Source organism: Paraphotobacterium marinum (genome assembly GCF_002216855.1).
GTDB lineage: Bacteria > Pseudomonadota > Gammaproteobacteria > Enterobacterales > Vibrionaceae > Paraphotobacterium > Paraphotobacterium marinum.
In genome coordinates this window covers 26,732-52,777 of the sequence record NZ_CP022355.1, presented here as the reverse complement: position 1 = coordinate 52,777, position 26,046 = coordinate 26,732, and the positions used below count along the sequence as shown (strand labels likewise).

The following is a 26,046-nucleotide window of genomic DNA, read 5'->3' as shown; positions in this document are numbered from 1 at the left end:
TTTAAACATAGGATTTTTAGAATATGTTAAATCAAATTGATAAGATCAAAACCCCATTTTTTTTGATAGACGAAAAAAAATTAATCGCAAATTTAGAAAAAGCTAAGTTGTTAAAAAGTCTTTCTGGAGTAAAGTTAGTTCTTGCACTGAAGTGTTTTTCTACTTGGGGAGTTTTTAAGATTATTGAACCCTATCTTGATGGAACAACAAGTAGTGGCCCAAATGAGGTTCGACTTGGATATGAGAAATTTGGTAAAGAAACACATTCATATAGTGTTGGTTATAGTGAAGAGGATATTCTTGAAGTTAGAAAGTATGCCGATAAAATAATTTTTAATTCAGAATCACAATTTTTAAAATTTTACAAACACGTTGAAAATAAATCCATTGGTATTAGGCTCAATCCTGGAATAAGTTACGCCAATCAGGATCTTGCAAATCCAGCAAGACCTTTTTCTAGATTAGGTGTTCCTTTTGAAAAAATGACTCAAAGCTTATATGATAATGTTGATGGGTGTATGTTCCATATCAATTGTGAAAATAAAAATGCTGATAATTTTATAAAATCACTCGATTATATTAGTGAAAAGTATGCTTATTATTTTGATAAATTTAAATGGGTTAGTTTTGGGGGTGGTGTTTTTTTTACATGGGAAAATTACGATATCAAAAAACTTGCACTGGCTCTGAAAGACTTTTCTAAACGATTTAATATTGCAGTTTATCTAGAGCCAGGTGAAGCTATTGTAACAAAAACGACCGATTTAGTTGTTACTGTTTTAGATATTGTAGAAAATCAAAAAAATACTGTTATCGTAGATAGTGCTACTGAAGCTCATCGTTTGGATACCTTGATATATAATGAACCAGCACAAATTAGAGAATCATCTTCAAATGGTGCATATAATTACGTAGTGGGTAGTTGTTCTTGTCTAGCTGGAGATCAATTCTGTGAAGCTAACTTTGATAAACCTCTTGAAATAGGGCAAAGATTACATATTGAAGATAGTGCAGGTTATACTATGGTTAAATTAAATTGGTTTAACGGATTAAAGATGCCGAGTATCGTTTGCAAAAGATTAGATAATACGATTGATTTGCTGAAAAGTTATGACTATACAGATTTTGAAAGATTTTTATCAGACGAAACTATAAGATAAAGGGAAAACGTTCCCTTTAATCAATAAGTCCTAAATCTTTAGCTTCTTCTAAAGTTAGGCCGCTATCTTTAAGATCCTTCAATAATTCAATTCTTCTTCGCGCACAAGCTTTTTTTTCAGACTCTTCTTTGACTGCTTTAGAATCTTTTGAATTTTCGATATTTTGCAAATCATCTTTGTCGATAGAGTTAATAGACACTTTACCTCCTGAAACGCATGCCAAATCAACCTTCACTTATTAATTATTATCTTAGAAGTTTCTTAATGCAATAAAAATTATGTTAATTTTAAAAAAAATATATATTTGATTAAAATACAGCCTTTTAATCACTAGATGTCTTTACAAGGGATAAGAAAAATTATATTATCTTGAACAACAAAATGGAGAGATGGCTGAGTGGTTGAAAGCACCGGTCTTGAAAACCGGCATACGTTTGTAGCGTATCTAGGGTTCAAATCCCTATCTCTCCGCCATTTTTCATATCAATGATTATCCCACATTTGACATACTCAATTTCCAATATTCAGATTAATTTTATGTTATATCCATGCTATATTGATTTTAGTTTTTAATCTAATTGGAAAATATTTTATGAGTTCAATAATATCTGATTTACAAAATAGATACACTGTAAAACAATACGATGCTTCAAAAAAAATCTCAAAAGATGATATGAAAGTTATAGAAGAAGCCTTGAGGTTATCTGTCAGTTCCATTAATTCTCAGCCCTGGAAATTTATTATTATTGAATCTGATGAAGCAAAACAAAGATTTTCAGATACATTTGCAAATAAATTCCAATTCAATCAGAAACATGCCAAAGATGCATCTGCTATCATTTTGTTTTGTCACAATCCATATTACACTAAAAATGATTATCAAAAAGTAATAGATGCAGATTTCGCTGTGGGTAGAATTAATCCTGATATATCCCCAGAACGCAATAGAGATGAAAAATTAGGAGCATATGTGTTTGCTGAATTAAATACTGACAACTTTGGATTCAATGGGAATTGGACCAAAGCTCAAACATATATCGCTTTTGGGAATATTATTCATACACTAGCTAGAATGAATATTGGTAGTACTTCAATGGAAGGAATTGATATAGATTTGGTGAAACAAAGCTTTTCTGATGAATTAGGAGGCTTCGAGTGTCATGTAGCATTAGCCATTGGGTATTCTAAAAAAGAAGAGGATTATAATGCCAAATTACCTAAATCTCGCTTACCAGAAAAAGAAGTGATTATAAATTTATAAATGCTAGCCCTTCAATACTAAGTTGGATTTGTAATTCAAATAGTGTCGTAGTGTTGAGTTAGTGGTGGATTAGTTAAAGAGTTTTTCTAAAAAAAAAATTAAAATGCACATACTATTTTGGTATGTGCATTTTTTTTTAAAATGATTATGCCGAACAAAATTAGATATTAATCACCATTCATATACCTTTGTTCTTCAATATCTTGAGCCTCGAATTCATTTTGAATATGTTCATATGATTGGTCTGAATTAAAAAATATTGTATTTGGTTTAGAGTAATTGGGGACATTATCATAAAAAAATACCGCATAATATTTTGGGATATTGGGATTACCAAAATTATCATAGGTAAAGCTATCCTGCCCAGCATATATTTTAACACCGTCCATAGGGTTTGAAGGCGGGTTAAAATTATTTCTTACTACGTAAGAGCCGACAAAATCAGGATGTTGAGAGCGTTCCCAGCTTAATTTGACTACATTATTTTCGATGTTAGCAGATAAAGATTTTGGCTCATCAATAGGATTAAGTCTTTTTGATATATACTTAATATGCAAACTAGCGCTAGACCAGTTTCCTGTAATGTTTTTTTCAAAGTTGGGTGTGTTTGGGCGGATGATGAAATTAATGAATGGCTCTTTTCTAGAAATTAATTGTTCTAAGGTGTGCTTGGATGAACTATCAAACTGAAATATTTGAGGTTCTTTTTTATACATATCCTTAATATTAATTTCATAACCTAATATTTCGCTGTGCAAAGTCACATCTTTAATTGTTGAGTAATTCAAATGATTATCTTTTGTCATTTCAATAGCGTAACGAACATTGCTATTGTTATTAGATGCTCCGTTTGACTTTAGCTCTAGATAAGCATCGGTAATTACAAGATTTTCAACTGAATCTAAAGAGCTACAATTAAAACTTAATGTGGAAAATATAGGGAGTCCCTCGGAATCATATCCTGATTTAATTTCATTAGAGATATTTTGCGAGGCATTAAGCGACTGAGTTATAAAAGAATTAATTTCAAAAGATTTGGGTCGAAGAGAATATTGAATCTCTAGACTAGGTCTGTAGTGAATACCGCCCCCAAACTTACCATAACCAATATCAAATTGCATGACTTGTGAGTCATTATTGATTGGGAGTTTTTTAGGCCCCTGCATTCTCAGTAAAAGATGACCTTCTTCAATTTGTTTGCGGAGTAATTTTAATTCATTACCATTGAAGTTCCAACATAACCATATCCCTTGTGTCATTTTATCTGATTCAATCTGATACCCTAAATTAGCAATGACTTCAGCATTTTCTATTTGCTGAAAGTTAGTAATATCATCAATTGAATTACGATCTATTATTGAAAATGACCATGAACCATAATTTTCTATTTTTGCTGCAACTCGATTCATTGGATATAAATACAATTTCGCACTTTTTAATATAGACTCACTTGGCAGTTTCATTAGATCAAAATTGATAACACCAAAACATACTCCTTTGATTTTATTTACTCCAACAAATAGAGAGTTATTGCCAAAGTGTTCGTGATTACTTTTTTGTGTTTTTTGACCAACATACCCAATTTCTTTTTTGTTTGGGAAAAAAGTATGAGCTAATTCATTTTTTTCTAGTAAGGTCTGTATTTTTAGAATAGGGGCGAATGGAGAGGCAATCTTTAGTTCATAATTTAGCTTTCTAAGTGCGTAAAAATATCTTTGATAGCTCTTTACATTTGTGTCTATAAAATAATTGTTGGTTGTAATTGCAATTTTATTTGATTCATTACAGGGCTTTTTAGGATCAGTACTTCTGTATAACTCATATACTTCATTGTCCTTAAGATCATTGTCCCACTTAAGCGTCACATTTTGAAATTTTAATTCATCAATCTTGAGGCAAGAAGGTCTTGAAGGAGCATGTGTTGAATAGTTTTGAGCACAGCTTAGCGCATATAAAACAGCCGGAATGTTTTCATGAATACTTTCAGTCATATTCAATAGGTAGTCAGGTATATTTCTTGTGCCAACTTCAACCACGGTTGACAAGATACCTTTGTGATAATAATATTCACGTCCACTACCATGGATAAGGTTTGTTGGCGGTTTCCCTCTATGAATGCCATATTTTCTGCCAGATACTTTATATATTTCATTAGCCATGTTGGCACATAAAATATTTAAATCAGATCCTTCAATTTCCGCCTCGTGATTAAATTTATGAGCCGGAAAAAAAACATTTCCCTGAGAGTGATAATCAAGTGCAATGGTTATATTGCTATGCTCTTCAACAAAATCACGAATCGCTTGTGTTTCAGGTTCTGAAAAAGGGTATGGCCCCCCATAAACATTGGAAGATGTATTGTTTGATGATTTGAAATTTACAGAAAAGTTTCTATTCAGATCAACGCCATAGCTTCCATCGCTATTTTTTCTACGATTTTTTCTCCAAAATGAAAAATGTTTTTGAGAGTACTCAAATCCATCTGGATTTAAACAGGGCACGATATATAGCGTATTTTTCGTTAAAGTATTATCTAGTTCTGGATTGCTAGATATATTTGTTAATATATGTTCAATTAAAGAAATCCCTAACTCAATCCCAATCCATTCTCTTGCATGGATAGTCCCTGTAAATAAAAGAGCAGGCTTAATATGTGCTACAGATAAATCTTTTGCAAGTATAGCAAGCTTTATGGGCCTTTCTTCATGTGTATATCCAATGGTTTCAAGTTTGATTAACTCTGGATACTTTGACTGGAACTCTTCCAATTTATCTATTGCATCTAAATATGATAAATATCTCTTTTTCATTAAAAATCTCTTTATTTGAAAGTTGTAACAAAATTAAACGACAAGGTCCTTCTCTTTATTTTTGTTAAGATGAAATTCCATATGTTTTTTATACCAGTTTAACATCGATATCTCTGGTAAATTTTGATTGTTATCAAACTCAACACTTGCCATTAACTCTCCAGTTTCAGAATAAAAAGGGACATGTTTTGAGAAACTTATGTCTCGCATCGTCCTTAAAAGTGATGAATTAATTTTACCAATTTCCTCCCAATTACGATGGGGTATGTTTGGCATATTAAATTCATTTGGAGCTAGGATGGCCATTAGATATTGACCAATCCAGTCACGTATGTAGGGAAAGGCCGCAAATGCAGTCGCGCATTCTAAGATTTTTATATTATTTTTATTATCAATTGCAATATCACAAGCCCAGTATTCTGCTTTGGCTGCCTTTGAAGCTTTGATAGCTAAATTTAAAACCTCTTCCGGTACATTAGCATAATCCATTGAGCCACCCTGACTTGTATTTGTAAGCCATTGTCCTTTAGCGGGTCTTCTCCAAAAGGCACACACAGGCTTATGCCCAATTAACATGACACGAATGTCAGCTGTTAAAGGTACATAATCTTGTATATACGCAGGGTGATATTTTTTTTCAGCAAATAGCTTTTGCATTTCTGATTTTGTATCCACTTTATGGACAAAATAACCCCCGTAGTTAGATGGTCCATATGAACGTTTGACAATTTTAGGATAGTGGGTTTTTTCTATAAAATTGTCCCTTTCTTCTTTGTTGTAAAAAATATTTGTATTAGGTGCTGATAATTTATGTGCTTCACAGAAAAGTGTCACATTTTCTTTTGAACGATTACAAAACTGACTTTCAATTGAGGGAATAAATTTTATATGAGGAATTTTTTTCGAAATTTTAACAAATGTTTCATAGGCAGTGGCCGGGATATTGCCTATCAAGACATCAACTTTTTTTCTTTTTACTTCATCTATAAAAGCATCTATCTGATTATCCCAGTGATACGTAACAGTTTCAATTTTTTCAGGCCACCCTTTAAAATTACTCTTATTAAAAAATTGCAAAACATAATCAAAATATAAAAACCCTAATTTAGGTCTAGTATTCATTTTCAGTTTCTCTCCTAATCACATTGTTATAATAATTTTGACGATGTTCATGAACTTTTTCGTCAATAAGTTGTACGATTGCATCAATTTTTTTTGTGTTAAAATTCAGTCCGCTTTTTTCCTGTTGTGGGGTCGCAAATGCTGGAATCCCATTCACTTCTAGAACAACGTATTGTTGCCTTTCTATGTCAAAAAGAATATCAACTCCCGCAATTTCAAGCTGACATGCTTTTGCTGCTTGAAGGGCAATGTTAACGATCTCATCATTTGCTTCTCTTGGGATAACCTTCCCACCAGCTGTTACGTTTGTTTTCCAGCTACCTTTGGCAGCTTTTCTTCCATAACAGGCTATGAATTCATTATTGACGATATCTATACGATAGTCAGTGAAATCATTTTTTATGACTCGCTCGAAATAATGAGTTGGATTTTCCTTAAAAAAATTACTCTGTAAAATATTTTGGAGTTCTTTTCTATTGTTTATTTTAATAAGATCTTTTCCGCCCCATCCATGCAAAGACTTTAAAATAGCTTGATTACCCCAAGCCTGAAATTGATCGTAGATTTTTAGAATATTCTCAGAGCCACATAAAAGATAATCTGAACAGGTAATTGAATGTTGGTTGAGTAAATGACTGGTTCTAAATTTATCTTCCGTTAAGTCAAAGGCTTCGAAATTATTTATCATGGGTATAGATTTGTTGAGCTCTTTGTAAATGTAGGTTTGATGATGGGTTTGATTCCCAGCATTATAACTAAAAAACAAATCCAATTGGTTTAAGTTAATGTCATGACAATATAAACTGCCATTATGGGCAACAGCATTTTTTAGATCAATATTTTTAATGACATTTATATTCCTATCTTGAAGTTGGTAAGATAGTTTGTTTTCTATTTCAGTACCACCACCATTTTGGTACATCCACATTCCTATTTGTGGCTTTTGCATCATTCTCTCCTTGTATTATACCTCGATGCGTAATATATTCATTATGTTGCATATGATATGTAATATCAAGTGTATTTTTGAAATAGTTAACTAACTGTATGTAATGTTTTTTTTTTCATTGTTTTTAAAAATAGAGGTAATAAATGGATTTTTCGGTTCTAAAGCAATTAGTTGAAATTAACTCATGGACAAAAAATAAAGTTGGAGTTGATTTAAATGGTGAAATAATGAAGTCACTTTACCGTGATATCGGTTATCAGATATCAGAATATAAAAGGGAAGATATTGGTAATCATTTATATTTTAAAACTAAATTTAACTCTAAAAACACAAGATTGCTTCTTTTGGGGCATTTAGATACTGTTTTTCCACCAGAGACATTTACTCAGTTTAAAGAAGATGCTGAATGGGTTTATGGTCCAGGTGTTTGCGATATGAAAGGCGGCAATTTTATTGCTTATTGTGCTTTAAAAAATATTTTTCAAAAATATGGTCATGTTTACAATATTGACGTTTTATTAGTGAGTGATGAAGAAACAGGTAGTGATGATAGTAAAAAATTATCACAAGAAATTGCATTAAACTATGATGAATGTATCGACTTTGAAGCAGCTGGACAAAATATGGAAGTTGTTGTTGCTCGAAAAGGAATAGCGACTTTTAAATTAAACTTTGAGGGTAAAGCAGCTCATGCTGGGAATCATTATACAGAAGGGAAAAATGCCAACTTAGCTGCAGCTAAAGCACTTATTGCATTGACAGACTTAACGTGTATCGAAAAAGGCACAACAGTAAATGCAGGCGTTATAAAAGGAGGAATTGGTGCAAATACTATTGCTCCTACTTCAGAAATTTTGGTAGAAGCGAGATTTGAGTCACTTGAAGAAAAAAATCGAGTTTTAAGAGACATAGATTTAGTCGTGAAAGAACAGTGGGTCAGAGGTGTGTCCTGTAAACTTTCAGGGGGCGTTCAGAGAGATGTTATGGTAGAGACGAATGCACAAAAAGCTTTTATCAAAAAAATTGAAAAAAAACTTGGTTATGTATTAAAAAAAGAAAAAAGGGGCGGTGTTAGTGATGCCAATGTATTTGCTGAAAAAGGTGTTGCCACCTTGGATGGTTTCGGTCCTTTTGGTGATGGAGATCATACTGTGCATGAAAGAGCTAATAAAAAAAGTTTCGCACAAAGAATAAATGAATCTTATCAAATCTTCGAACTATATCAAATTTAGTACTTCATGAGTGACATAGGATCATAGTTTTGATTATTTAAAATATCTGAGAGTATTTCATGATAGTGTGCAGATAGTTTGCCATTTTGTAGATTTAACTTTTTGGATATTTTATTTAATTGACAGATAGCTGACCATAAAGTTTCTATTTTTTCTTGTAGGGATTGAGGGTAGAATTTAAATAAACATTTGATACCATCATTTGAATTTTCAAGTTTCAATGAAGTTAAAAGTTTAGCTCTATTTTCTCTTAATTTGCTTAAATCGTTAAGAACTTTAATTTGAGTTTTAGCATTTTCTTGAAGTTCTTGAGATTTGAATTCGACAAAAAACTTTTGTTGACTTAACAAAAGTTTTTGTAACTTTTGATACAGTGCATGTGTAACTTGTAAATTTTTTAGGATATGAGCTAACTGCTTTGTATTAGGGTTTTTCATGATTTTGGCCTGTATTGTAATGATGAAATTGTATAATAGATTGAACAAGATTGTTTTTGTTTAATTTTATTTTCCCATCGGCAAGAGCTGCTTTAATTTCAATAACTTTTGATTCATCAATAATGGGTTGATTACTTAAAATATTTGTCATTTTTTGCAATGTACTTTCATCAATGCTGATATCAACTTTTTGTGTGGGTGTATTCAATTTGCTGGCAGGGCTGTTTTTTTTGTTTTGAGTGCTTTGAATTATAGATTGTTGTATTTTATTAATTTTCATTGCAGGGCCTTATTTTCTCTTCTAAATAAACTAAACGACAGAAATAAAAATTAATTAAAAAATTGTATTAACTTTTGATTTATTTTTTACTGAAGCGCTAATTATTTTACCTGACTCTAAATTTTTTACTTTTATTTGTTCTCCAATGTGTCCATTTTGTAAAGCTTGGCCTTTAGCCGTAACTTTCAATTTTTTTGTTGCCGCTTCAATCAAAATCACATCACCTTTTTTGATTGCCCAGTTCGGGTAGAGTGTTCTTGAAGTAATTTTTTTCCCTTTTGAAATAGAACGACTTAATTTCCTATTTAGTAATTCGTCTTTATTGGTAAAAAAATCATTATCTTTAAGTATAAGTATATTTTTAAAAATTAGATCGTCTGCTTTGATGACATGGTTTTTATTGAGATAATTTTTAGCAGCAATTACATTCATCCAAATTTTTACTTTTATTTTAATATTCATTTTAAATTGAGGGTTTGAATCCTTACAGGATATTACTCGAACCAAAGTGCCCGTATAACTTTCATTTTTCTGCTGTGTATTTTGTAAATCAATGTTATTACAACCTTTAAAAAAATTAAGGGACTTTGGAATGACAGGTATGATTTCAATTTTATGAAATTTAAAATGATTAACTTTTTCTATTGCGATTAACTCTTTATGTATTTTATTTTGTATCTGCTTTTTTAAGCTTATTGAAGGAACACCTTCAATCGCGAATGCTTGGGTCGAGATGAACAAAAATAATAAAGTAGGATGTAAAAACTTCCGTTTTACTGCCATGTAACGGAAATAAATTTTCCTTAACATAACCTGCACTCCTTGTTTCTTAAGGGCTTAGAAGTTGGCACAAATTTTGATTATTAAATTAGTATGTCAACTTTAAGGAATAAATATGGCAATCAGTTTCGATAAAGCTATGGGAATACATCCGGAAGCTTTAAATTTTAGAGTTCAGCGTTCTAAAATAATTGCAAGTAATTTAGCAAATGTCAATACGCCCAATTATTTAGCAAAAGATTTATCCTTTGAAACGATAATGAGCAAAGCACCAGTCGGGCGAGTCGAACAGGCTCAGAAATCTATCATATCTGAAGTCTTGTATAGGATTCCATATCAAAATTCACAGGATGGAAATACAGTTGAATTAAATGTTGAGCAAGCAAAATTTGCTCAAAACTCAATGGATTTTCAGACTAGTTTATCTTTTTTAAATATGAAAATTAATGGCTTATCCAAAGCTATTAAGGGGCGTTAAAAATGGCTTTTAATGATATATATAATATTGCTGGTACAGCGATGAATGCTCAAACGGTCAGATTAAATACAATTGCAAGTAATTTAGCAAATGCAGATGCTGCATCTTCAACACCCAATGGGGCATATCAATCCCTAAAACCAGTTTTCGCAACAATTTACGGAAAAAATCAATACGATGTTCAAAAAAATTCATACCCCTCTGCAGAAGTCAGGGTTGTAGATGTTATTCAGGTCCCTGGCAGCGTGGATAAAAAGTATGAACCAAACAATCCACTTTCGAACGAAGATGGTTTCGTGTTTTATCCAGGGATTGATGTAGTTAGTGAGATGACAGATATGATGTCAGCTAGTCGAAGTTTTGAGACTAATGTTGAAGTCTTAAATAATGTTAAAAGTATGCAACAAGGTTTACTAAGATTAGGGAGAGAAGGTTAATGAATATTGCTAGTGTAAATAATTTATCTATGTCCAACCAATCTAATATGGGTGAATCTAATACAAACAATGAGCTTAATGAAAATAGTGGGGCTTCATTGAAAAATGAATTTTTAACTTTAATGATTGCACAAATTCAAAATCAAGATCCCTTGAATCCCCTTGATGGAGCAGAGTACGTGAGTCAGTTGGCACAATTTTCACAAGTGGAGAGTACTGAACAGGTTGCACAAGAAATGCGAAGCAGTACGCTATTATTAAATAATATGCAAAATCTAGCTACATCAAATTTGGTTGGAAAACAAGTTTTTGTCCCACAGAATAACATCGCTGTGAATGGTGCTGAAATAAATGGTGCTATAAAACTCGATCAACCCACACGAGGGTTGTTTGTGGTTTTTGAAAACATATTAGGTCAAAGCAAAAAAGTTCCGATTGGCGGAAGTTCAACCAATTATAAGAATTTTTCATTAAACCCAGCAGATATCGGTCTATTTGATGGCAATTATAAAATTAGTATCGAAGATACTAATGGAAAAATTTACGAAGACTTATCCATAGCTGGAAAAGTAAATAGTGTTGTCATTCCTCCTAATGGAGGGACACCCCTTTTAAATGTTGATAATATCGGTGAAATTCCATTTTATCAAGTTAATCAATTCAGTAACTAAAAATGAGGTAAACACATGAGTTTTGAAATCGCTTTAACAGGATTAGAGGCTACTAATACTCAATTAGACACAATTAGTAATAATATTGCTAACGTATCTACTACAGGTTTTAAAGAGTCTCGAACTGAATTTGCAGCAATTTATAATGGAATTCAACCAGGAGGGGTTGAAGTGGCATCTATTTCACAAAACTTTGAAAAGAATGGAAATATTGTCGGCACAGGTCGATCACTCGATTTAGCTATCAATGGTAATGGTTTCTTTCAGACTAAAGATACTCAAAATCAAACTATCTATACCCGTTCAGGAATTTTTAACACAGACAGAGATAACTTTATTGTCTCAAATACTGGCCTGAGACTTCAGGGTTTTACTGTTGATGCGACTAACAATGTACAGCAAGGAACAGTTGGGGATTTGCGAGTCAATACTGCGGCAATAGGCGCGACAGCTACTACGACATTTGATTTTAGTGCAAACTTAAATGCAAATGATACTGCCTTAGATCCTTTGAACTTTGACCCCTTGGACAGCAATACTTATAACTCTACATACACCACTCAGGTTTTTGATTCACTTGGAAATGCACGAACTTTAACGCAATATTTTATAAAAGATATAAATGCTGTTGCCACAAATGGTTGGCAAGTAAATTATGCTTTTGATCAAACCCCGTTAGCGACTGTTGAAACTTTAAACTTTGATACAAATGGTGTGCTCATTCCTCCAGCAACAAATACAGTACTTACTAGTGGACCAATTGTGGGAGCAAACCCACTCTCTATAACTGTAAATTATACAGGTATGACCCAATTTGGATCTGATTTTGGTGTTAGCCAGAATACTTCAAATGGCAATACTTCTGGTGATCTATCAGGCTTGAGAGTTGAGGATAATGGACTTGTCTTTGCTAATTATACAAATGGACAATCGATTGCACAGGGGCAAGTGATACTTGCAAATTTTGCAAATCCACAAGGGCTTTTACCTGTTAATAAAACCGGTTGGATACAGACCTTTGCATCAGGAAATCCAATTACAGGTGCTCCAGGGACAGGAATCTTAGGTGAGTTAACTCCAGGTGCTTTGGAGGGATCAAATGTTGATTTGACGGGTGAGTTGGTGAATTTGATAACCGCGCAAAGAAATTATCAGGCTAATGCTAAAACAATATCTACATCTGATCAGCTAACTCAAGCATTGTTTAATGCTGTATAAAGTGGCCGGGTTTTAATATGGATAATTTTATATATACCGCAACGAGTGGAGCTAGCAGAAGTTTGCTAGCCCAAACCGTTCATTCAAATAATTTAGCCAATGCCAATACAACAGGATTTAGGAAAGATTTTGAATATGCTCAATCAATTCAACTAAATGGTAGTGGATTTGATGGACGTCATTTATCAAAAACAAACTCTGCATCAACCAATTTTAATATTGGTGAAATTGTTGAAACAGGCAGGGATTTGGATGTGGCAATAAGCGGAAATGGTTTTTTTTCTGTGCTTCTTCCAGATGGAACAGAGTCCTACACAAGAATGGGAAACCTTAAACTTGATGCTGCAGGTAATTTAACAGCGAATGGGTTCCCTGTTGTAGGTGATGGAGGTTTAATTAATATTCCTGAATTTCAAAAATTAGATATCAGTGAAAAAGGAATTATCTCTATAACACCTGCAGGTGGTGGAGAAATTCTTGAGGTTGCACAGTTAAAACTTGTAAATCCAGATATCCAACAAATTCAGAAAAATGAGTTAGGTCTTTTCTCTGAACAAGATGGATTGGTTTTGGATTTTGCACCAGAGGTTAAATTGGTGCCCCGTCATTTAGAGCAAAGTAATGTTTCAACTATTAATGAGTTAACTCAGGTAATGTCATTAACAAGAAACTTTGAAATGCACATAAAAATGATGAAGACTGCAGAAAGTATTGCTCAGGCCGGCAATAAATTAATTAACTCAAGATAAGGATAACAAGATGCACAATTCTTTATGGGTCAGTAAAACTGGAATGGCTGCACAAGATACGAAAATGACTGCTATTTCAAATAATTTGGCGAATGTAAATACCAATGGATTTAAGAAAGATAGAGTGGTTTTTGAAGATCTTTTTTATAATATCCAAAGACAACCAGGTGCTCCTGCTGATGAACTAAATCTTTTACCATCCGGTGTCCAATTGGGTTCTGGTGTGAAAGTGGTTGGAACGCAAAAAGTATTTACGCCGGGGACAATTAAAAATACAAATCAAGAATTAGACATTGCTATTATGGGTCAGGGATTTTTTCAAATTGAAAACACCGACGGAGAAATTTTTTATACGAGAAATGGACAATTTCAGCGAAATGCAGATGGTGCAGTGGTAAATAGTCAAGGGCTCCCTTTGGCAGATGGTATAGACATTCCAGCTGATGCAACATCTGTCAACATTAGCGTGGATGGTATTGTGACCGCGACTATAGCTGGACAAGCTGCTCCAGAAGAGCTCGGACAAATTCAATTAAGTTATTTCATAAATCCTGCTGGCTTAGAAGCTTTGGGGGGGAATCTATACCGAGAAACGGATGCTAGTGGTGAGCCAATTGAAGTTGTTCCAGGCGAAGAGGGTTCTGGTAGTTTAAAGCAGGGAACGTTGGAAGGGTCGAACGTCCAAATTGTGGAAGAGCTTGTCGATATGATTGCGACACAAAGGGCGTATGAAATGAGTGCAAAGGTTGTTTCCGCTGCTGATGGAATGTTGAAGTTTGTTACGCAATCTATCTAAATTAAGGAGGACGGCGATGTTTCATAAAGTATTTATTTTATTTTCTTTTCTCATCGTGAGTGGTTGTTCTATGAGACCAGAATTTAAACCTGTTGAACCAGGGGATGAAGCATACGCACCGCCTAAAATAGATAGCAGTCAATCTCCAGCTTCAGGCGGTAGTTTATATCGAAAAGAGTATATGCTGTCTCTTTTTCAAGATAGGAGAGCTTATAGAGTCGGAGATATTTTGGAAATTACCCTTGAAGAGGAAACACAGGCTGAAAAAAATGCAGATACACAATTTGATAAAAATGCTGGCGTTAGGTTAAATACGCCTACTTTAGGTAACTTAAATACTGCAGACTGGAATGCACAGCTTGATGTTGAAAGAGACTTTAATGGAGGTGGCCAAAGTTCACAAAATAACTCTCTCACTGGAAGCATAACCGTTTCGGTCTATGAGGTTTTGCCTAACGGTGTTTTAAAAGTTCGGGGTGAGAAGTGGTTGGAGTTAAATCAGGGTGAAGAATATATTCGCTTAAGAGGATTAGTGCGTCCTGACGATATTAACAAAAACAATCAGGTTTCATCACAAAAAATTGCAGATGCAAGAATTACTTATGCTGGAAAAGGAGCAATTGCTGATAGTAATGCTGCCGGTTGGTTAGTTCAATTTTTCAATACTCCATGGATGCCATTTTAATGTTTAAACTAATTATTAAATATCTCACAATTTGCGTTACTTTATTGATTGTGCCGGTACTTCAAGCACAAAAACCCTTGTTAGATTTAGTAGATGTGAAAGGGGTTAGAACCAATCAATTAATTGGTTATGGTTTGGTCGTAGGTCTGGATGGTACGGGAGATAAAAGTCAGGTCGAGTTTACCAGTCAATCCATTATCAATATGTTAAATCAATTTGGTGTTCAGCTACCCGATAGAATAGATCCCAAATTAAAAAATGTTGCTGCAGTAACTGTCACAGCCAAGATAAATGCGATGCAACAACCTGGACAGGAAGTTGATGTTGTTGTTTCTTCATTAGGGGATGCAAAAAGTTTAAGAGGAGGAACGTTACTTTTGACACCGCTAAGAGGTGTGGATGGAGAGGTCTATGCTATTGCTCAAGGTAATGTCGTGATATCCGGTATTCAAGCTGAAGGTCGAAGCGGTACTAGGGTTGTTATAAACACGCCAACTTCAGGACGGATCCCTAATGGTGCAACCATTGAAAAAGAAGTCAGAAGTGATTTCAATGATAGCAATGTAATTACTTTAAATTTGAAAAGGCCAAGTTTTACAACCTCTAAAAATATATCCCGTGCAATTAATAATATTTTTGGCCCAGATGTATCGCGTTCTATTAATAAAAATACAATTGAAGTTAGAGCACCAAGAGATTCACAACAAAGAGTAACCTTTATGTCAATGTTGGAAGAAATACAAGTTGACGAAGGTGCCGTTCCTGCAAAAATTATATTTAACTCTAGAACAGGGACAGTGGTGATTGGAAGAAGTGTAACGGTTTCTGAAGCAGCTGTTAGTCATGGAAGCATTAAAGTTTCAATTACTGAAAATCAACAGGTAAGTCAGCCAAACGCCTTTTCTGATGGGGAAACAACTGTTGTGGATAATTCCGATGTAGATATTCAACAAGGAGATGGAAGAATGTTTTTATGGCGTTCGGGAGTTAATCTCCAAGAAATTGTAAATGCTATAAATAGTACCGGTGCAAGTCCTGATGATTTAATGGCTATTTTACAAGCGTTAAAAGAAGCGGGTGCTATCAATGCTGAAATTATTGTCATTTAATAAAAGGTGGGAGACTAAATGAAAATTGAAAATATGGAGTTATCATTCCATGATATTAAATCTTTAGATTCCATTAAAAATCAATCTAAAGATGAAGCACTAAAAATAGCCTCTCAACAATTTGAGGCATTATTTTTACAAACTGTTTTAAAGCAGATGCGTCAAACCAATGATGTTTTTAAATCTGATTTAGAGGAAAATAGTCAAGCAACAAAATCTTTTGAGGATTTATATGATGGACAGATTTCTGTTGAAGTCAGTCGACAATCAAATTTGGGTATTGCAGACATGATTTACAAACAGTTATCCGAACAAAATAAAAAATAATTGTTAATAAGATTCCAATATTCTTAACGCACTATTCATAAAATTTTTGTTTAATTAAATTTTCGTTAATAATAGTCGTTATAGAATAACATGAATATTTTATTCACGATATTCTTATACAAGGAGCAATGATGGGTATATTGAATACAGCAATTACAGGTTTAAATGCACAAAAAGTTGCTTTAGATGTGACTGCTCAAAATGTTGCAAATGTTGCAACAGAAGGTTATACGCGTCAGCGAGTTAACTTTGAATCCCTATCCCCGAATGCAAGAGGCGTTGATGTTGCTGGAAATGGAGTTAAGGTCACTGATATCCAAAGATTAGCAGATGAATTTTTGATTAAACAAACATGGAAAACAAGTTCAACGCAAAGCTATGACTTTATTGAATTCCAAAATTATTCTAAATTAGAAAAAGTGTTTGGCTCAGATGGCTTAAACTTATCAGAAGGTTTTGATAAATTCTATGCCGCACTCAATGAAGCAACTATTAAACCAGAATCGACTCCTTTAAGGCAGCAAGTCATCACGGAAGCTGAATCATTGGGTTATCAATTCAATATGTTGGTTGATACGGTTATAACTCAAAAAAAAGATTTAGATGAACAAATATCAGCCGCAGTATCTCAGTCCAATACCCTAATACAACAAATTGCTCAACTAAATAAAACAATTTCTGATAACGTATCAGAAAATGTTAATGTATCAGAACTTGAAGATCAAAGAGATCAGTTGGTGTTAGAGCTGTCCGAGCTTTTTAATATAAAATCTACCGTTTTATCAAATGGTTCTTATCAATTGACACTAGCCAATGGTCAGCCTCTTGTTATTGACGACTTACCATCTACGATCACGGTTACAGGAAGTAATCCAACTCAATTATCTTTAACGATTGTGAATCAAAATATACCTATTTTAGATAACACACCTCAGGCATCTGGAGCTCCAGCACAAAATCAAATTGGAGGAAGTGTCGGTGCTATGGCAAACTTCCAATCGCAAGTGTTAGAGCCCTATGAAACAGTTATTAATCAAATAGCAAGAGATTTTGGTACTGAGATTAATACGAGACTTCAAGCAGGTTTTGATTTAAATGGTAATGCAGGTATACCTTTATTTTCTCCTGGTTTGATGGACGCAACAAACATTAGCATTAATCCTAATATTTCTGTAGATAGCTTAGCTTTTTCATCTAACCCTGGAGCAGTCGGTGATAACGGTAATATCAATAATATTATTGCTGTAAGTAATCTTACATTTGCAAATTTACCCCAATTTCAGACGTTGAATAATCAAAGCAATGCGGATACCTTTGCATCATTACTTGGTGAGGTTGCAATCAAGACAAATCAATCCAAAATTTCTTTAGATACATCTGAAATTCAATTTAATCAGGCGATATCGGCTCGTAATAATTTTAGTGCCGTCAACAGAGATGAAGAAGCCGCAAAACTCATTGAGTTTACTAATGCCTATCAAGCTAATATGAAAGTGATTAGTACCGTAAATCAGCTATTTGATGAAATTTTAAAAATCTTTTAAAAGGGTCTTTTTATGCCAGTATTAAGAGCAAGCGATGCGCAATTGAATCAACTTATGACTCAAAGTTTGCAAAAAAATAATTTAGACATAAATTTTGTTTTTGAGCAAATGTCGACAGGAAAAAGAATTCAGTCGTTATCAGATGATCCGATTGATTCAATTAATTTATTGAATTTAGAAAGACAATTGACTGCAATAGATCAATACAAAACTAATGTAGATAATGTTAAAACAAATTTATCCATTCAAGAAGAAGCTTTACAGGGAATTGTAGATGGTTTCAAAAGAGTTCGAGATCTTTTACTTTGGGCGAAAAATGGAAATTTAACGGATGCAGATAGGCTTGGGATACTTACTGAAATAGATGCTTTGAATGAAGGAGCAACATCTCTACTCAATACTCAAGATGAAAATGGAATTTACCTATTCTCAGGAACTTTATCAGATCAAGCGAGTATTGTAGGAGATAATAACATTGGTTTTACTTTGCAAGGTAATACCGATTTAAGGCTCGTTAATGTCGCTAAGGGTATTAATGTTCAATCAAATTATACGGCTCAACAAATGTTTGATTTAGGAGCAGGACAGAACGTTTTTGAATCAATTCGTTTACTAAATCAAGGTGGAGTAATTAATATTGCAGGTATTGATGGCGCTATTAGTGATTTAGATGTAACCCTTGGAAATATTCTTGAAAATATTACAAGAATGGGTGGACAGCAGAATGCTTTGGATTTAATAAAATCCAATCACGTTGACAATGAAACATTAACGACTAAAGTATCCTCTGAAATTGAACAATTAGATTATGCGGAAGCATCTGTGCAACTTACTAATTTACAAAATGCGCTTCAGGCCACACAAGCCTCTTTTGTGACAATTACTGGAATGTCACTTTTTGATAGACTGTGAGATCGCAAGCTATGTTATCCAGTATTCAGGTAGACCAAAATTCAAGTTTATCCAAAACCCGTAATCAAAATGCGACGGTGAAGGAATCTTCCTTTGAACGCCTATCTGATGTTACACCAAGAATATCAAAGCAAGCGATACAAAATGATCGTGACGTTAAGTTATCTAGTTTTGCGGTTATGGATCGTCAAGTTTATGTCACAAATCTTCAACTTGCAGAGAAAAATTTAAAGTTAATTGGGAAAGAGCTATTTGAATTAAAGGCACTTTTGAAACAGTCTTTACAAAAATTGGATAATCAAAAATTAAACGATTTAAATGCATTAATTAAGCAAAAGCAAAACACTATTTCAAAATTGAAAAATCAGTTGGACTTAGACGGGAGTCCGATTTTAAATGCAGATATGAAACTTTCTATGAGGGAGTCATCAAAGTCATTTATAATTCCAGACTTTAATCTTAGTAAACTAGAAAATGTTTCCGAAAAAATTGCTATTGAAATTCAAAATGTGGGCAGTATTTATTTGAATTTGATGAAAGAAAATAATACCGAAAATGTTGTAAAAACTTTAAATCTCTTTCTAGCGCCCTATAACTTTACAAGTACAATAGGAAAAAATGGAGATATAATTTTTAATAGTTTTGGCTCCTATCCAAAACAAGATATAAAATTAGCAGCAATAAAAGGTGAGGGCATTTTATATCCAAATGATAAGCCGGAATTGGTAAGTTTAAAGCCTTTCCCATCTTCCATTGATAATTTTGATTTAGATGTCAGCCAAAGAGCACGCATACAAGATTTTATGTTAGGTTTGGATACTACGATTAGACAAATTCAGGCGAGCTTAATTGATATAAGACAAAAACAAAAAGAAAGCGCTGCCATGATTAATCAGGTTAATCAGAATTTACAAGTAAAGTCGATCAGCCAACAAAAACCATCTTTTGATTTTTCTTATCGCTCGATTTTAGCGCAAGCAAACCTCCATAGAAATACTGTTGTTGCTTTATTAAAAACAACCTAGATAAAAACAAGCTGAATATCTTCAGAACTCACCTTTTCTTGTAAAAGACACCAAAACTCGTTTTCTAACTCTTCTTTAAATCGAGACTGGACGTAGTAATTGATGCAAATTAACAATCCTTTGTCTTTATCATGGTCAAGCTTTGCAAAGACCTTTGGTTTTAAAGAAATTAAATGACTTAGTTCTTTATTTTTTCTTTTGAGATAGTGATTTTGAAAATGCGGACAAGTTTTATAATACTTTTCAGTGAGTTGGTTAATTAAATTAGTTGTGATTTCTAAAGCTAAGCGATTATTTGAAGACCAGTCAACCATATAACTAATTTCAGATAGAGTAATATTTGTTTCAGGATTGAATGTTTTTGTGGGTGCCGTAATGATTAAATTATTGGGTATTTTTATAGTTTTCCCAGTTGCTTGTGCTTTAGAAATGCTCGTAGTTTCGTATATTTTAAAATAGAATGGACGTATGGTAACCACATAACCTTTAAAGTTTTGTATTTGGATAAAGTCTCCTTCAGTAAAAATCCCTCTCCAGTTAATAATTAAAAAACCAACTAAATTCATTATAGTCTCTTTATTACTAACAATTAAACCTGTTGCAACAAGTGCTACCATCGTAAAAACGTCATTGAGACCTTCAATCCAAATCTGTGCCATGGCAATACTAAGGACTATCAATCCAATATAAGTGATTCGGTATTTAAACTGTCTACGTTGTTTTTTGATTTCAAATTTACGTTTAAAAAGAAAATAAATAAAAAGACTGAGAACAAAAATAATCGCAGCTGCGGCTATACTATGGAGTAGGTGAGGTGTAACAGTCGTAACTATTTTAGTTAAGGTCATATTAGTGATTAATGAGATTATTTTTTTTATTTATAATAGAAAAAAATATAAAAAGCAACCAAAGGCCAGAAAGGTAGCAAACAGTATTGGATAAATTATATAAGAATCCGAACGTCTATTTGCTCTTTTAAAGCATAGATGTGATAGAAGAATATTATAAACAACTAAAAGAGCACTCACAATGGTGCCAATGGTTAAATGCAGAGATTCAATTTGTGTTAAAAATGCAATTAAAAGTGCGTAGTCAATCAAAATTAACCACAAAAACATACGCTGTAATTTATCAACTTTTCTTTTTAAATTAGAATCAACATACGACACTAGTTATACCTATTGAGTTTCAAAATTAATTTTTTGTCTTAGAACAGGCTGGTTTTGTTCAGCTTGTTCTTTTGAGTTTTCAAGGGGAATTTTTTCCACGTTTTTTCCAAATAGAGAATTAATGATCGTTTCTGTAGGTGTTGTTAAAACGAAAATTTCAATTCTTCTATTTTCACTACTTAAGGGTTTTTCTTGATTTAAAAGAACTCTATTTGCCATACCTGCTATTTGTAGAACTCTATTTTCAGGCATCCCCCCTCCTATAAGAGTATACCTTGCTACATTAGCTCTTTTACTTGATAACTCCCAATTTGTGTTTTGACTAAATACTCTTTTAAATTGCTTGCCATCAGTGTGTCCGCTGATAATCATGGAATTAGATATTTGTTTAAATATGGGTGCGATGATTAAAAGGAGATCTTCAAAGAAGGGTGTTAACTTTGCACCACCCAGCATAAACATATTTTGTCTAAAGTCGTCCTGAAAGACCATTCTCAGGCCATGTGGGGTGATATCAATTTTAACATTATTGGTTGCATTTTGTTTTTCAATTAATTTTTTTAGCGTATGACTTAAAATTTCAAGTTGCTCCATCGTATCATATTGTCCAGGAATTAATGCATCGTCTTCTATACCGTCCCCATCCCCATCTCTAAAACTTGTAGATTGATTTTGAATATTTTGTGCAGTCAAATCTGCCGAATTAGTTGCTAAATCAATTGGTGATAAACTTTGTGAGGTATCAAATGGATTACCAGCATTATCATCAAAAACATTTGAGCTATTTAGATGCGCAACAATTGCATGACGTTCTGTTTCGTCAACGACCTGTAAAATCCACAAAACCAGAAAGAGGGCCATCAATGCTATCATAAAATCAGCAAAAGCAACTTTCCATGCACCACCATGTGTTTCATTAGTCGATTGACGCGTTCTTTTCTTGATGTAAACAAAATTAGAATCAGACATTTAAGACTCCTGTCGGTCTCTTTCTTAAACCAACTTTCCATCTGAGAAAAAGAGGGTTTAATATCAAGTTGTATTTGTTTCCTACCTGAATCAATCGAAGTCAACGGCGTTTTTCTGGATTGATGTGAAACAAGAACACTCCTGATACATTCATAGGCGGATAAATCTCTTTTAACCATTTGAGCCATGGCATTACTTGCTGGATCTAAAATGCAGTAACAACCAAATATACCTAAAAATGTTCCAACTAATGCAGCAGCAACGTGATAACCTATTAAAGCGATAGAGCCATCAATAGATTGCATAGTGATGATAATTCCCATAACAGCAGCCAAAATACCGAAACCAGGGAGGGCTTCAGCTGTTCTCTGCATTGATTTTGAAGGTAATAGCAAATCTTCCTCAATCGTCATAATTTCCTGCTCTAAAAGAGCATCAAGATCATGAGGTGACAGGTTACCTAGAGAAATTAATCTTAGATTATCCGATATAAAAGTAATTATCTCTTTATCTTTTTTCAAAGTAGGGTACTGGTTTAATAACTCACTTGCATCAGGGTGTTCGACATCACTTTCAATAGCTTTATAACCATCATTTCTAAAAATTTCGAGTAACGTTTTTAAATAAGAAAGTAATTCTTTGTAATATTGTTTTTCATCTTTTTATTTGAGACGATGCGCTTAAATTGAGATTTCATTTTTTTATTACATGTGGTGGGTTACCAATAATAATCGAACCTACAGTAGCACCTGCAATAATCAAAAGTTCAGCGGGTTGCCAAATGGCGATTAGATTTCCACCCGCCCAAATATATCCACCAAAAACACAAATTAATATTAAAATGGCACCTTTAAACTTTTGCATTATGATTCTCCTTACTCCCATTCAGACCATTAAGTTTTTGGAGCGCTTCTTTATGAATTTGACAAACACGAGGCGCAGTTAAGTTGAGTGTCAGGGCGATTTCATTTTGATTGAGTTCATATTCATAAAACAAAGTTAAAATGAGTTGTTCGCGTTTATTTAAAAGATCTAAATTTTTAGTTAGAATTTCTTGTAAACTATTTTCATCTAACCCATCATCTGTTTGACACGATGGATCTTGAAAGTATTTACCACTTTCAACTAGTTGATCTAAACTCATCATTTCAAATGCATAAGAATCTTGGGCACGCTTTACATATTCTTCTTCGCTAATTCCAAGAGCATGACACACTTCACTTGATTTAGGGGGTCTGCCCAGACTCTTTTGTAAAGAACGCTCCATATCATTTAATTCATGTGCTTGTTGTCTTGTTTGTCGAGATCTCCAATCTAATCTTCTAAGTTCATCTAAAATAGCACCACGTATTCGACAACTAATATAAGATTTGAAAGAAACATCGTCTGTATGCTGATGTTTTCTTGAACATTCTAATACAGCCATACAACCAATTTGGTACATATCCTCAAGTGAACAATAGGTATTTGCTTGATGTCTAAATTGATTAGCTATTCGATGAATGATTTTAATATTTTGTTCAATGATAGCTGCTTCATCAATGGTATTTAACTCGTTACTTCCATTTGCATACTCATGAAGAGGATCAATCTCAAGCATATAATCTTCCTTTACTGAATAACATACTTAGTTAATAAAACGTTTTTTATGTTAGAAACAAAAGATTGTTCAGATAATTCTTGAAGTAGGGTACTTTTTAACTCTTTTTGTAGCTTATCTATATCAGATTCTTCCTGTAATTGTTCATATGTTTTTTCACTGAACATTTTTAGAAGTGTATTTCGAATAACTGGCATATAATTATCTATTTCTTTCATTTTTTCAGGATCATTATTTTCTATAGCGATTTCCATCATGACGTAATGGGTTTGGCGCTTTCCTTTGACACTGATTATGACCTTGTCAAGAGAATGATAAGAGGGGGCGTTTGTATTAGATGAAGAAAACCACTGACTTTGTTTTAATTGCAGTGTTCCGTATATAGATAATACAGACACAAAAATACTCAATCCAATCATTATCAATACGATCATAAATAAATTTTTTTTAGACATCGCTGATTTTTCCTATGCTTTTGTTGAAATCCAACTTTCAGAATTTTGCTTTTCTAAAGATGTAAAAGCGTCAGATTGCGCGTCAAAATTTAATAGTTCTGTATCTTTTTTTGAATCAAACAACATTTCTTCAAAATTATTTTCTGATTGAGAAGATTCTTTTTGTCCGATATTTACTTCAACATTCATATTGCTTTGATTTATTAATTCATTTTTCAAACGCTCTGAAATTTGGGACAAAATTTCTTTTGTGGAAAGTTGGGCTGTATTGAGCTGGATATTTAATTTATCCAAATCTAGTCGAACAAGTAAATCAATTTTACCAAGCTCTGGAGGATCTAGACGAACTTTTGCTTCACTAATATTTTGATTCATTTGAAATTGAATTCGCTCTTGTAAAAGTTGCACCATTTTATTTTCTTGGAAGGATGAGATCTCAACCGACTTAGTTAATATAGGACTTGGCTGTATAGAGTTAGCTCTCAGTGACGACTCAGCTGTTATGGTTTGCGTTAGGCTATTAGTTGGCGAACTGTTAGTTAAATCTTTTTTGAGAGAGTAGTTTAGATTTTTGACGGCATCTAAGATTGAAGATGTAGTTATTTTAAATCGAGAGTCATTATTGATGTCAGATGATTGGAGACTCGACATGTTTTTCATTTCTTGTAACGAAATATTTTATTTGGAGAAGTCTGTTTTGCAAGAAGATTAAAATCATTTTTTAGACTTTGGCCCACTTGATTTTCTTCTTTACTATTAGAAGCATTTGTATTAATGAATTGATTTGCTTGGTTGATAGGCATCAAGACATTAAAAGGTTCATTTTGTATGACTTTAATAATTTGCTTGACATCTTGCTGACCAAGAACATCTTTAGAAAGAATATTTAAGATTTCTTGTTTAGCTGGATCTGAAATAAGGTTTGTTTGTTGTAATTGATCTTTAAAGGTATTAAAATTTTCAGCAATAAGAACATTGGAAATTTCACTGTCAATCATACCTTCCTTGAAGACATTAAATTGATTGATTTGACTGAAAATATCTGAAAATCCATTTTTTGTGAATGTTGATGCTTGATTCTCAAATAAGTTTAGACCTTGCTCGTTCTCTAAATTTGATGATAATACACTAGATTCGCTTTGCAGATTATTCATATTTAGCATATTGATTAAATTCATAAATCATCCCTTATTCCTGATTCATTTTGTAAGCCAAAATACCTTCTTTTTGTTCTTGGTGTTTTTGAATTTTTTGATGTAATTCTTCTTTTTTTCGACGCATACAATCTAAAATCTTGTTGTATTCAATCTCAAGATATCGAAGCATCTTCTTTTCTTCTTGAGATAGTTTTTGGGGAGAGATTTTTTCTAATATAGTTTGAAGCTTCGTGTCAACATCAATAAAATGTTGCCATTCTTGCTTTTTATATATCAGTTTTAATTGGTTGATCAGTTTTTGACAATCATTCAGTTGCTTTTTATTCATGAGATACCTTGCCATCCTTCTTTCAAGTTATTCATTAATAGTTCAATTTCATCCAAAACCTCGATAGAATTTTGACTACTCGCCTCGAGCAATTTAGACTGGATATAAGTATAAAGTTGTGCCAGATTTTGAGCTGCTTCACCACCATTTTGAAGGTCAATTGCGCTATCAAGTCCAATAACAATATTCATACATCGGTTGATAGCTTCCCCTTTTTCATAAATACGCTTATTAGCCATATGACCTTTGGCTTTGATGAGATTATCATTGAATCCATCAATTAGCATGACAATAAGTTCAGTAGGGGACGCTGAAGCTGCCTTTGCTTCTAATTGATTATTTTGATAAGAGTTAAAACCATTTTCATTCATCAACATATTACACTC

31 protein-coding genes, 1 tRNA gene and 1 pseudogene are annotated in these 26,046 nt (G+C 33.1%); 16 read left to right on the top strand and 17 right to left on the bottom strand.

Going from position 1 to position 26,046, the window contains the following annotated elements:
• The first annotated feature begins 23 nt into the window (after positions 1–23).
• On the top strand, positions 24–1,160 hold the full coding sequence (nspC, locus tag CF386_RS00305) for a carboxynorspermidine decarboxylase (protein WP_089072551.1): 1,137 nt from the start codon (positions 24–26) through the stop codon (positions 1,158–1,160).
• A gap of 16 nt (positions 1,161–1,176) precedes the next feature.
• Here nspC and CF386_RS00300 read toward each other — a convergent pair whose 3' ends face one another.
• Complete coding sequence (locus CF386_RS00300) at positions 1,177–1,359, bottom strand: hypothetical protein (RefSeq protein WP_089072550.1); 183 nt, start codon at positions 1,357–1,359, stop codon at positions 1,177–1,179.
• 184 nt (positions 1,360–1,543) lie between these two features.
• Here CF386_RS00300 and CF386_RS00295 point away from each other — a divergent pair.
• Both CF386_RS00295 and CF386_RS00290 read left to right on the top strand, forming a co-directional pair.
• Positions 1,544–1,634 (top strand) — tRNA-Ser (locus CF386_RS00295).
• A gap of 118 nt (positions 1,635–1,752) precedes the next feature.
• Positions 1,753–2,421 (top strand): NAD(P)H-dependent oxidoreductase, encoded by a 669-nt coding sequence (locus CF386_RS00290; RefSeq protein ID WP_089072549.1) that lies wholly within the window; start codon positions 1,753–1,755, stop codon positions 2,419–2,421.
• Between the two features lie 167 nt (positions 2,422–2,588).
• Here CF386_RS00290 and CF386_RS00285 read toward each other — a convergent pair whose 3' ends face one another.
• The 3 genes from CF386_RS00285 to CF386_RS00275 are packed head-to-tail and all read right to left on the bottom strand — an operon-like array spanning position 2,589 to position 7,302.
• Positions 2,589–5,231: a M14 family zinc carboxypeptidase gene (locus CF386_RS00285; RefSeq protein WP_089072548.1), complete on the bottom strand. Its 2,643-nt coding sequence runs from the start codon at positions 5,229–5,231 to the stop codon at positions 2,589–2,591.
• A gap of 33 nt (positions 5,232–5,264) precedes the next feature.
• Entirely contained in the window at positions 5,265–6,353 is a 1,089-nt protein-coding gene (locus CF386_RS00280; RefSeq protein WP_089072547.1) for an ATP-grasp domain-containing protein, read from the bottom strand.
• Positions 6,343–7,302 carry an ATP-grasp domain-containing protein gene (locus CF386_RS00275; RefSeq protein WP_089072546.1) on the bottom strand — a complete coding sequence of 320 codons (960 nt, stop codon included), beginning with the start codon at positions 7,300–7,302 and terminating at the stop codon, positions 6,343–6,345. The genes CF386_RS00280 and CF386_RS00275 overlap by 11 nt, the downstream gene beginning before the upstream one ends.
• A gap of 143 nt (positions 7,303–7,445) precedes the next feature.
• On the opposite strand from CF386_RS00275, the gene CF386_RS00270 reads away from it, so the two are divergent.
• Positions 7,446–8,534, top strand: coding sequence for a M20 family metallopeptidase (locus tag CF386_RS00270; protein WP_089072545.1), 1,089 nt, complete (start codon positions 7,446–7,448; stop codon positions 8,532–8,534).
• Here CF386_RS00270 and flgN read toward each other — a convergent pair.
• Genes flgN through flgA form a run of 3 tightly spaced genes read right to left on the bottom strand, consistent with a single transcriptional unit; the run spans position 8,531 to position 10,061 of the window.
• Positions 8,531–8,971, bottom strand: a complete 441-nt coding sequence (gene flgN, locus CF386_RS00265) for a flagellar export chaperone FlgN (protein WP_089072544.1) — start codon at positions 8,969–8,971, stop codon at positions 8,531–8,533. The genes CF386_RS00270 and flgN overlap by 4 nt on opposite strands.
• A complete protein-coding gene (gene flgM, locus CF386_RS00260; RefSeq protein WP_089072543.1) occupies positions 8,958–9,251 on the bottom strand; it encodes a flagellar biosynthesis anti-sigma factor FlgM in 294 nt (97 codons plus the stop codon). Before flgM ends, flgN begins: the two co-directional genes overlap by 14 nt.
• 54 nt (positions 9,252–9,305) lie before the next feature.
• On the bottom strand, positions 9,306–10,061 hold the full coding sequence (gene flgA, locus CF386_RS00255) for a flagellar basal body P-ring formation chaperone FlgA (RefSeq protein ID WP_089072542.1): 756 nt from the start codon (positions 10,059–10,061) through the stop codon (positions 9,306–9,308).
• An 85-nt stretch (positions 10,062–10,146) separates the two neighbouring features.
• Between flgA and flgB the strand changes: the two genes are divergently transcribed.
• The 12 genes from flgB to CF386_RS00195 all read left to right on the top strand — a co-directional run bounded on the left by flgB (position 10,147) and on the right by CF386_RS00195 (position 19,982).
• The gene (gene flgB / locus CF386_RS00250) at positions 10,147–10,509 is read left to right on the top strand and encodes a flagellar basal body rod protein FlgB (RefSeq protein WP_089072541.1); all 363 of its coding nucleotides are present in this window, start codon (positions 10,147–10,149) and stop codon (positions 10,507–10,509) included.
• Positions 10,510–10,511: 2 nt separating this feature from the next.
• Positions 10,512–10,946, top strand: coding sequence for a flagellar basal body rod protein FlgC (gene flgC, locus CF386_RS00245; protein ID WP_089072540.1), 435 nt, complete (start codon positions 10,512–10,514; stop codon positions 10,944–10,946).
• Complete coding sequence (locus CF386_RS00240) at positions 10,946–11,617, top strand: flagellar hook capping FlgD N-terminal domain-containing protein (protein ID WP_089072539.1); 672 nt, start codon at positions 10,946–10,948, stop codon at positions 11,615–11,617. The genes flgC and CF386_RS00240 overlap by 1 nt, the downstream gene beginning before the upstream one ends.
• Before the next feature lie 15 nt (positions 11,618–11,632).
• Positions 11,633–12,835: a flagellar hook protein FlgE gene (gene flgE, locus CF386_RS00235; protein WP_089072538.1), complete on the top strand. Its 1,203-nt coding sequence runs from the start codon at positions 11,633–11,635 to the stop codon at positions 12,833–12,835.
• A gap of 17 nt (positions 12,836–12,852) precedes the next feature.
• Entirely contained in the window at positions 12,853–13,584 is a 732-nt protein-coding gene (locus tag CF386_RS00230) for a flagellar basal body rod protein FlgF (RefSeq protein WP_089072537.1), read from the top strand.
• Positions 13,585–13,594: 10 nt separating this feature from the next.
• On the top strand, positions 13,595–14,380 hold the full coding sequence (gene flgG, locus CF386_RS00225) for a flagellar basal-body rod protein FlgG (RefSeq protein WP_089072536.1): 786 nt from the start codon (positions 13,595–13,597) through the stop codon (positions 14,378–14,380).
• 16 nt (positions 14,381–14,396) lie between these two features.
• Positions 14,397–15,065: a flagellar basal body L-ring protein FlgH gene (gene flgH, locus CF386_RS00220; protein ID WP_089072535.1), complete on the top strand. Its 669-nt coding sequence runs from the start codon at positions 14,397–14,399 to the stop codon at positions 15,063–15,065.
• Positions 15,065–16,174, top strand: a complete 1,110-nt coding sequence (locus CF386_RS00215) for a flagellar basal body P-ring protein FlgI (protein ID WP_089072534.1) — start codon at positions 15,065–15,067, stop codon at positions 16,172–16,174. The genes flgH and CF386_RS00215 overlap by 1 nt, the downstream gene beginning before the upstream one ends.
• 18 nt (positions 16,175–16,192) lie before the next feature.
• The gene (locus tag CF386_RS00210) at positions 16,193–16,501 is read left to right on the top strand and encodes a rod-binding protein (RefSeq protein ID WP_089072533.1); all 309 of its coding nucleotides are present in this window, start codon (positions 16,193–16,195) and stop codon (positions 16,499–16,501) included.
• Positions 16,502–16,632: 131 nt separating this feature from the next.
• Positions 16,633–18,045, top strand: coding sequence for a flagellar hook-associated protein FlgK (gene flgK, locus CF386_RS00205; protein ID WP_158522258.1), 1,413 nt, complete (start codon positions 16,633–16,635; stop codon positions 18,043–18,045).
• A gap of 12 nt (positions 18,046–18,057) precedes the next feature.
• Complete coding sequence (gene flgL / locus CF386_RS00200; protein ID WP_089072531.1) at positions 18,058–18,957, top strand: flagellar hook-associated protein FlgL; 900 nt, start codon at positions 18,058–18,060, stop codon at positions 18,955–18,957.
• 11 nt (positions 18,958–18,968) lie between these two features.
• Positions 18,969–19,982, top strand: coding sequence for a hypothetical protein (locus CF386_RS00195; protein ID WP_089072530.1), 1,014 nt, complete (start codon positions 18,969–18,971; stop codon positions 19,980–19,982).
• On the opposite strand, the gene CF386_RS00190 is transcribed toward CF386_RS00195, so the two are convergent.
• From CF386_RS00190 to fliS, 10 genes and pseudogenes are all read right to left on the bottom strand, one after another.
• Positions 19,979–20,830 carry a mechanosensitive ion channel domain-containing protein gene (locus CF386_RS00190; RefSeq protein ID WP_089072529.1) on the bottom strand — a complete coding sequence of 284 codons (852 nt, stop codon included), beginning with the start codon at positions 20,828–20,830 and terminating at the stop codon, positions 19,979–19,981. The two genes, CF386_RS00195 and CF386_RS00190, sit on opposite strands and share 4 nt — an antisense overlap.
• Before the next feature lie 30 nt (positions 20,831–20,860).
• Positions 20,861–21,100 (bottom strand): hypothetical protein, encoded by a 240-nt coding sequence (locus tag CF386_RS00185; RefSeq protein ID WP_089073730.1) that lies wholly within the window; start codon positions 21,098–21,100, stop codon positions 20,861–20,863.
• Between the two features lie 60 nt (positions 21,101–21,160).
• A complete protein-coding gene (locus tag CF386_RS00180; RefSeq protein ID WP_089072528.1) occupies positions 21,161–22,120 on the bottom strand; it encodes a flagellar motor protein MotB in 960 nt (319 codons plus the stop codon).
• Positions 22,121–22,137: 17 nt separating this feature from the next.
• A pseudogene (gene motA / locus CF386_RS00175) lies at positions 22,138–22,984 on the bottom strand (flagellar motor stator protein MotA); the annotation flags it as partial.
• Positions 22,971–23,720, bottom strand: coding sequence for a FliA/WhiG family RNA polymerase sigma factor (locus tag CF386_RS00170; protein WP_089072527.1), 750 nt, complete (start codon positions 23,718–23,720; stop codon positions 22,971–22,973). The gene CF386_RS00170 and the pseudogene motA, both read right to left, overlap by 14 nt.
• A gap of 11 nt (positions 23,721–23,731) precedes the next feature.
• Complete coding sequence (locus CF386_RS00165; protein ID WP_089072526.1) at positions 23,732–24,175, bottom strand: flagellar basal body-associated FliL family protein; 444 nt, start codon at positions 24,173–24,175, stop codon at positions 23,732–23,734.
• Between the two features lie 12 nt (positions 24,176–24,187).
• Positions 24,188–24,826, bottom strand: coding sequence for a flagellar hook-length control protein FliK (locus CF386_RS00160; protein WP_158522257.1), 639 nt, complete (start codon positions 24,824–24,826; stop codon positions 24,188–24,190).
• Positions 24,827–24,831: 5 nt separating this feature from the next.
• Positions 24,832–25,353 (bottom strand): hypothetical protein, encoded by a 522-nt coding sequence (locus CF386_RS00155; RefSeq protein ID WP_089072524.1) that lies wholly within the window; start codon positions 25,351–25,353, stop codon positions 24,832–24,834.
• 10 nt (positions 25,354–25,363) lie between these two features.
• The gene (locus CF386_RS00150; RefSeq protein ID WP_089072523.1) at positions 25,364–25,660 is read right to left on the bottom strand and encodes a hypothetical protein; all 297 of its coding nucleotides are present in this window, start codon (positions 25,658–25,660) and stop codon (positions 25,364–25,366) included.
• Positions 25,657–26,037, bottom strand: coding sequence for a flagellar export chaperone FliS (gene fliS, locus CF386_RS00145; RefSeq protein WP_089072522.1), 381 nt, complete (start codon positions 26,035–26,037; stop codon positions 25,657–25,659). The genes CF386_RS00150 and fliS overlap by 4 nt, the downstream gene beginning before the upstream one ends.
• Positions 26,038–26,046 lie beyond the last annotated feature (9 nt).

Coding starts and splice junctions, on each gene's coding strand:
- CF386_RS00190 (WP_089072529.1), bottom strand. CDS start 20,830: ATGACCTTAACTAAAATAGTTACGACTGTTACACCTCACCTACTCCAT.
- flgE (WP_089072538.1), top strand. CDS start 11,633: ATGAGTTTTGAAATCGCTTTAACAGGATTAGAGGCTACTAATACTCAA.
- CF386_RS00150 (WP_089072523.1), bottom strand. CDS start 25,660: ATGAATAAAAAGCAACTGAATGATTGTCAAAAACTGATCAACCAATTA.
- flgM (WP_089072543.1), bottom strand. CDS start 9,251: ATGAAAATTAATAAAATACAACAATCTATAATTCAAAGCACTCAAAAC.
- CF386_RS00210 (WP_089072533.1), top strand. CDS start 16,193: ATGAAAATTGAAAATATGGAGTTATCATTCCATGATATTAAATCTTTA.
- CF386_RS00165 (WP_089072526.1), bottom strand. CDS start 24,175: ATGTCTAAAAAAAATTTATTTATGATCGTATTGATAATGATTGGATTG.
- CF386_RS00240 (WP_089072539.1), top strand. CDS start 10,946: ATGAATATTGCTAGTGTAAATAATTTATCTATGTCCAACCAATCTAAT.
- flgG (WP_089072536.1), top strand. CDS start 13,595: ATGCACAATTCTTTATGGGTCAGTAAAACTGGAATGGCTGCACAAGAT.
- CF386_RS00180 (WP_089072528.1), bottom strand. CDS start 22,120: ATGTCTGATTCTAATTTTGTTTACATCAAGAAAAGAACGCGTCAATCG.
- flgH (WP_089072535.1), top strand. CDS start 14,397: ATGTTTCATAAAGTATTTATTTTATTTTCTTTTCTCATCGTGAGTGGT.
- flgB (WP_089072541.1), top strand. CDS start 10,147: ATGGCAATCAGTTTCGATAAAGCTATGGGAATACATCCGGAAGCTTTA.
- CF386_RS00160 (WP_158522257.1), bottom strand. CDS start 24,826: ATGTCGAGTCTCCAATCATCTGACATCAATAATGACTCTCGATTTAAA.
- flgC (WP_089072540.1), top strand. CDS start 10,512: ATGGCTTTTAATGATATATATAATATTGCTGGTACAGCGATGAATGCT.
- CF386_RS00195 (WP_089072530.1), top strand. CDS start 18,969: ATGTTATCCAGTATTCAGGTAGACCAAAATTCAAGTTTATCCAAAACC.
- flgL (WP_089072531.1), top strand. CDS start 18,058: ATGCCAGTATTAAGAGCAAGCGATGCGCAATTGAATCAACTTATGACT.
- flgA (WP_089072542.1), bottom strand. CDS start 10,061: ATGTTAAGGAAAATTTATTTCCGTTACATGGCAGTAAAACGGAAGTTT.
- CF386_RS00290 (WP_089072549.1), top strand. CDS start 1,753: ATGAGTTCAATAATATCTGATTTACAAAATAGATACACTGTAAAACAA.
- CF386_RS00270 (WP_089072545.1), top strand. CDS start 7,446: ATGGATTTTTCGGTTCTAAAGCAATTAGTTGAAATTAACTCATGGACA.
- CF386_RS00275 (WP_089072546.1), bottom strand. CDS start 7,302: ATGCAAAAGCCACAAATAGGAATGTGGATGTACCAAAATGGTGGTGGT.
- CF386_RS00285 (WP_089072548.1), bottom strand. CDS start 5,231: ATGAAAAAGAGATATTTATCATATTTAGATGCAATAGATAAATTGGAA.
- CF386_RS00185 (WP_089073730.1), bottom strand. CDS start 21,100: ATGTTTTTGTGGTTAATTTTGATTGACTACGCACTTTTAATTGCATTT.
- CF386_RS00280 (WP_089072547.1), bottom strand. CDS start 6,353: ATGAATACTAGACCTAAATTAGGGTTTTTATATTTTGATTATGTTTTG.
- CF386_RS00170 (WP_089072527.1), bottom strand. CDS start 23,720: ATGCTTGAGATTGATCCTCTTCATGAGTATGCAAATGGAAGTAACGAG.
- CF386_RS00230 (WP_089072537.1), top strand. CDS start 12,853: ATGGATAATTTTATATATACCGCAACGAGTGGAGCTAGCAGAAGTTTG.
- nspC (WP_089072551.1), top strand. CDS start 24: ATGTTAAATCAAATTGATAAGATCAAAACCCCATTTTTTTTGATAGAC.
- flgK (WP_158522258.1), top strand. CDS start 16,633: ATGGGTATATTGAATACAGCAATTACAGGTTTAAATGCACAAAAAGTT.
- CF386_RS00155 (WP_089072524.1), bottom strand. CDS start 25,353: ATGAATTTAATCAATATGCTAAATATGAATAATCTGCAAAGCGAATCT.
- fliS (WP_089072522.1), bottom strand. CDS start 26,037: ATGTTGATGAATGAAAATGGTTTTAACTCTTATCAAAATAATCAATTA.
- flgN (WP_089072544.1), bottom strand. CDS start 8,971: ATGAAAAACCCTAATACAAAGCAGTTAGCTCATATCCTAAAAAATTTA.
- CF386_RS00215 (WP_089072534.1), top strand. CDS start 15,065: ATGTTTAAACTAATTATTAAATATCTCACAATTTGCGTTACTTTATTG.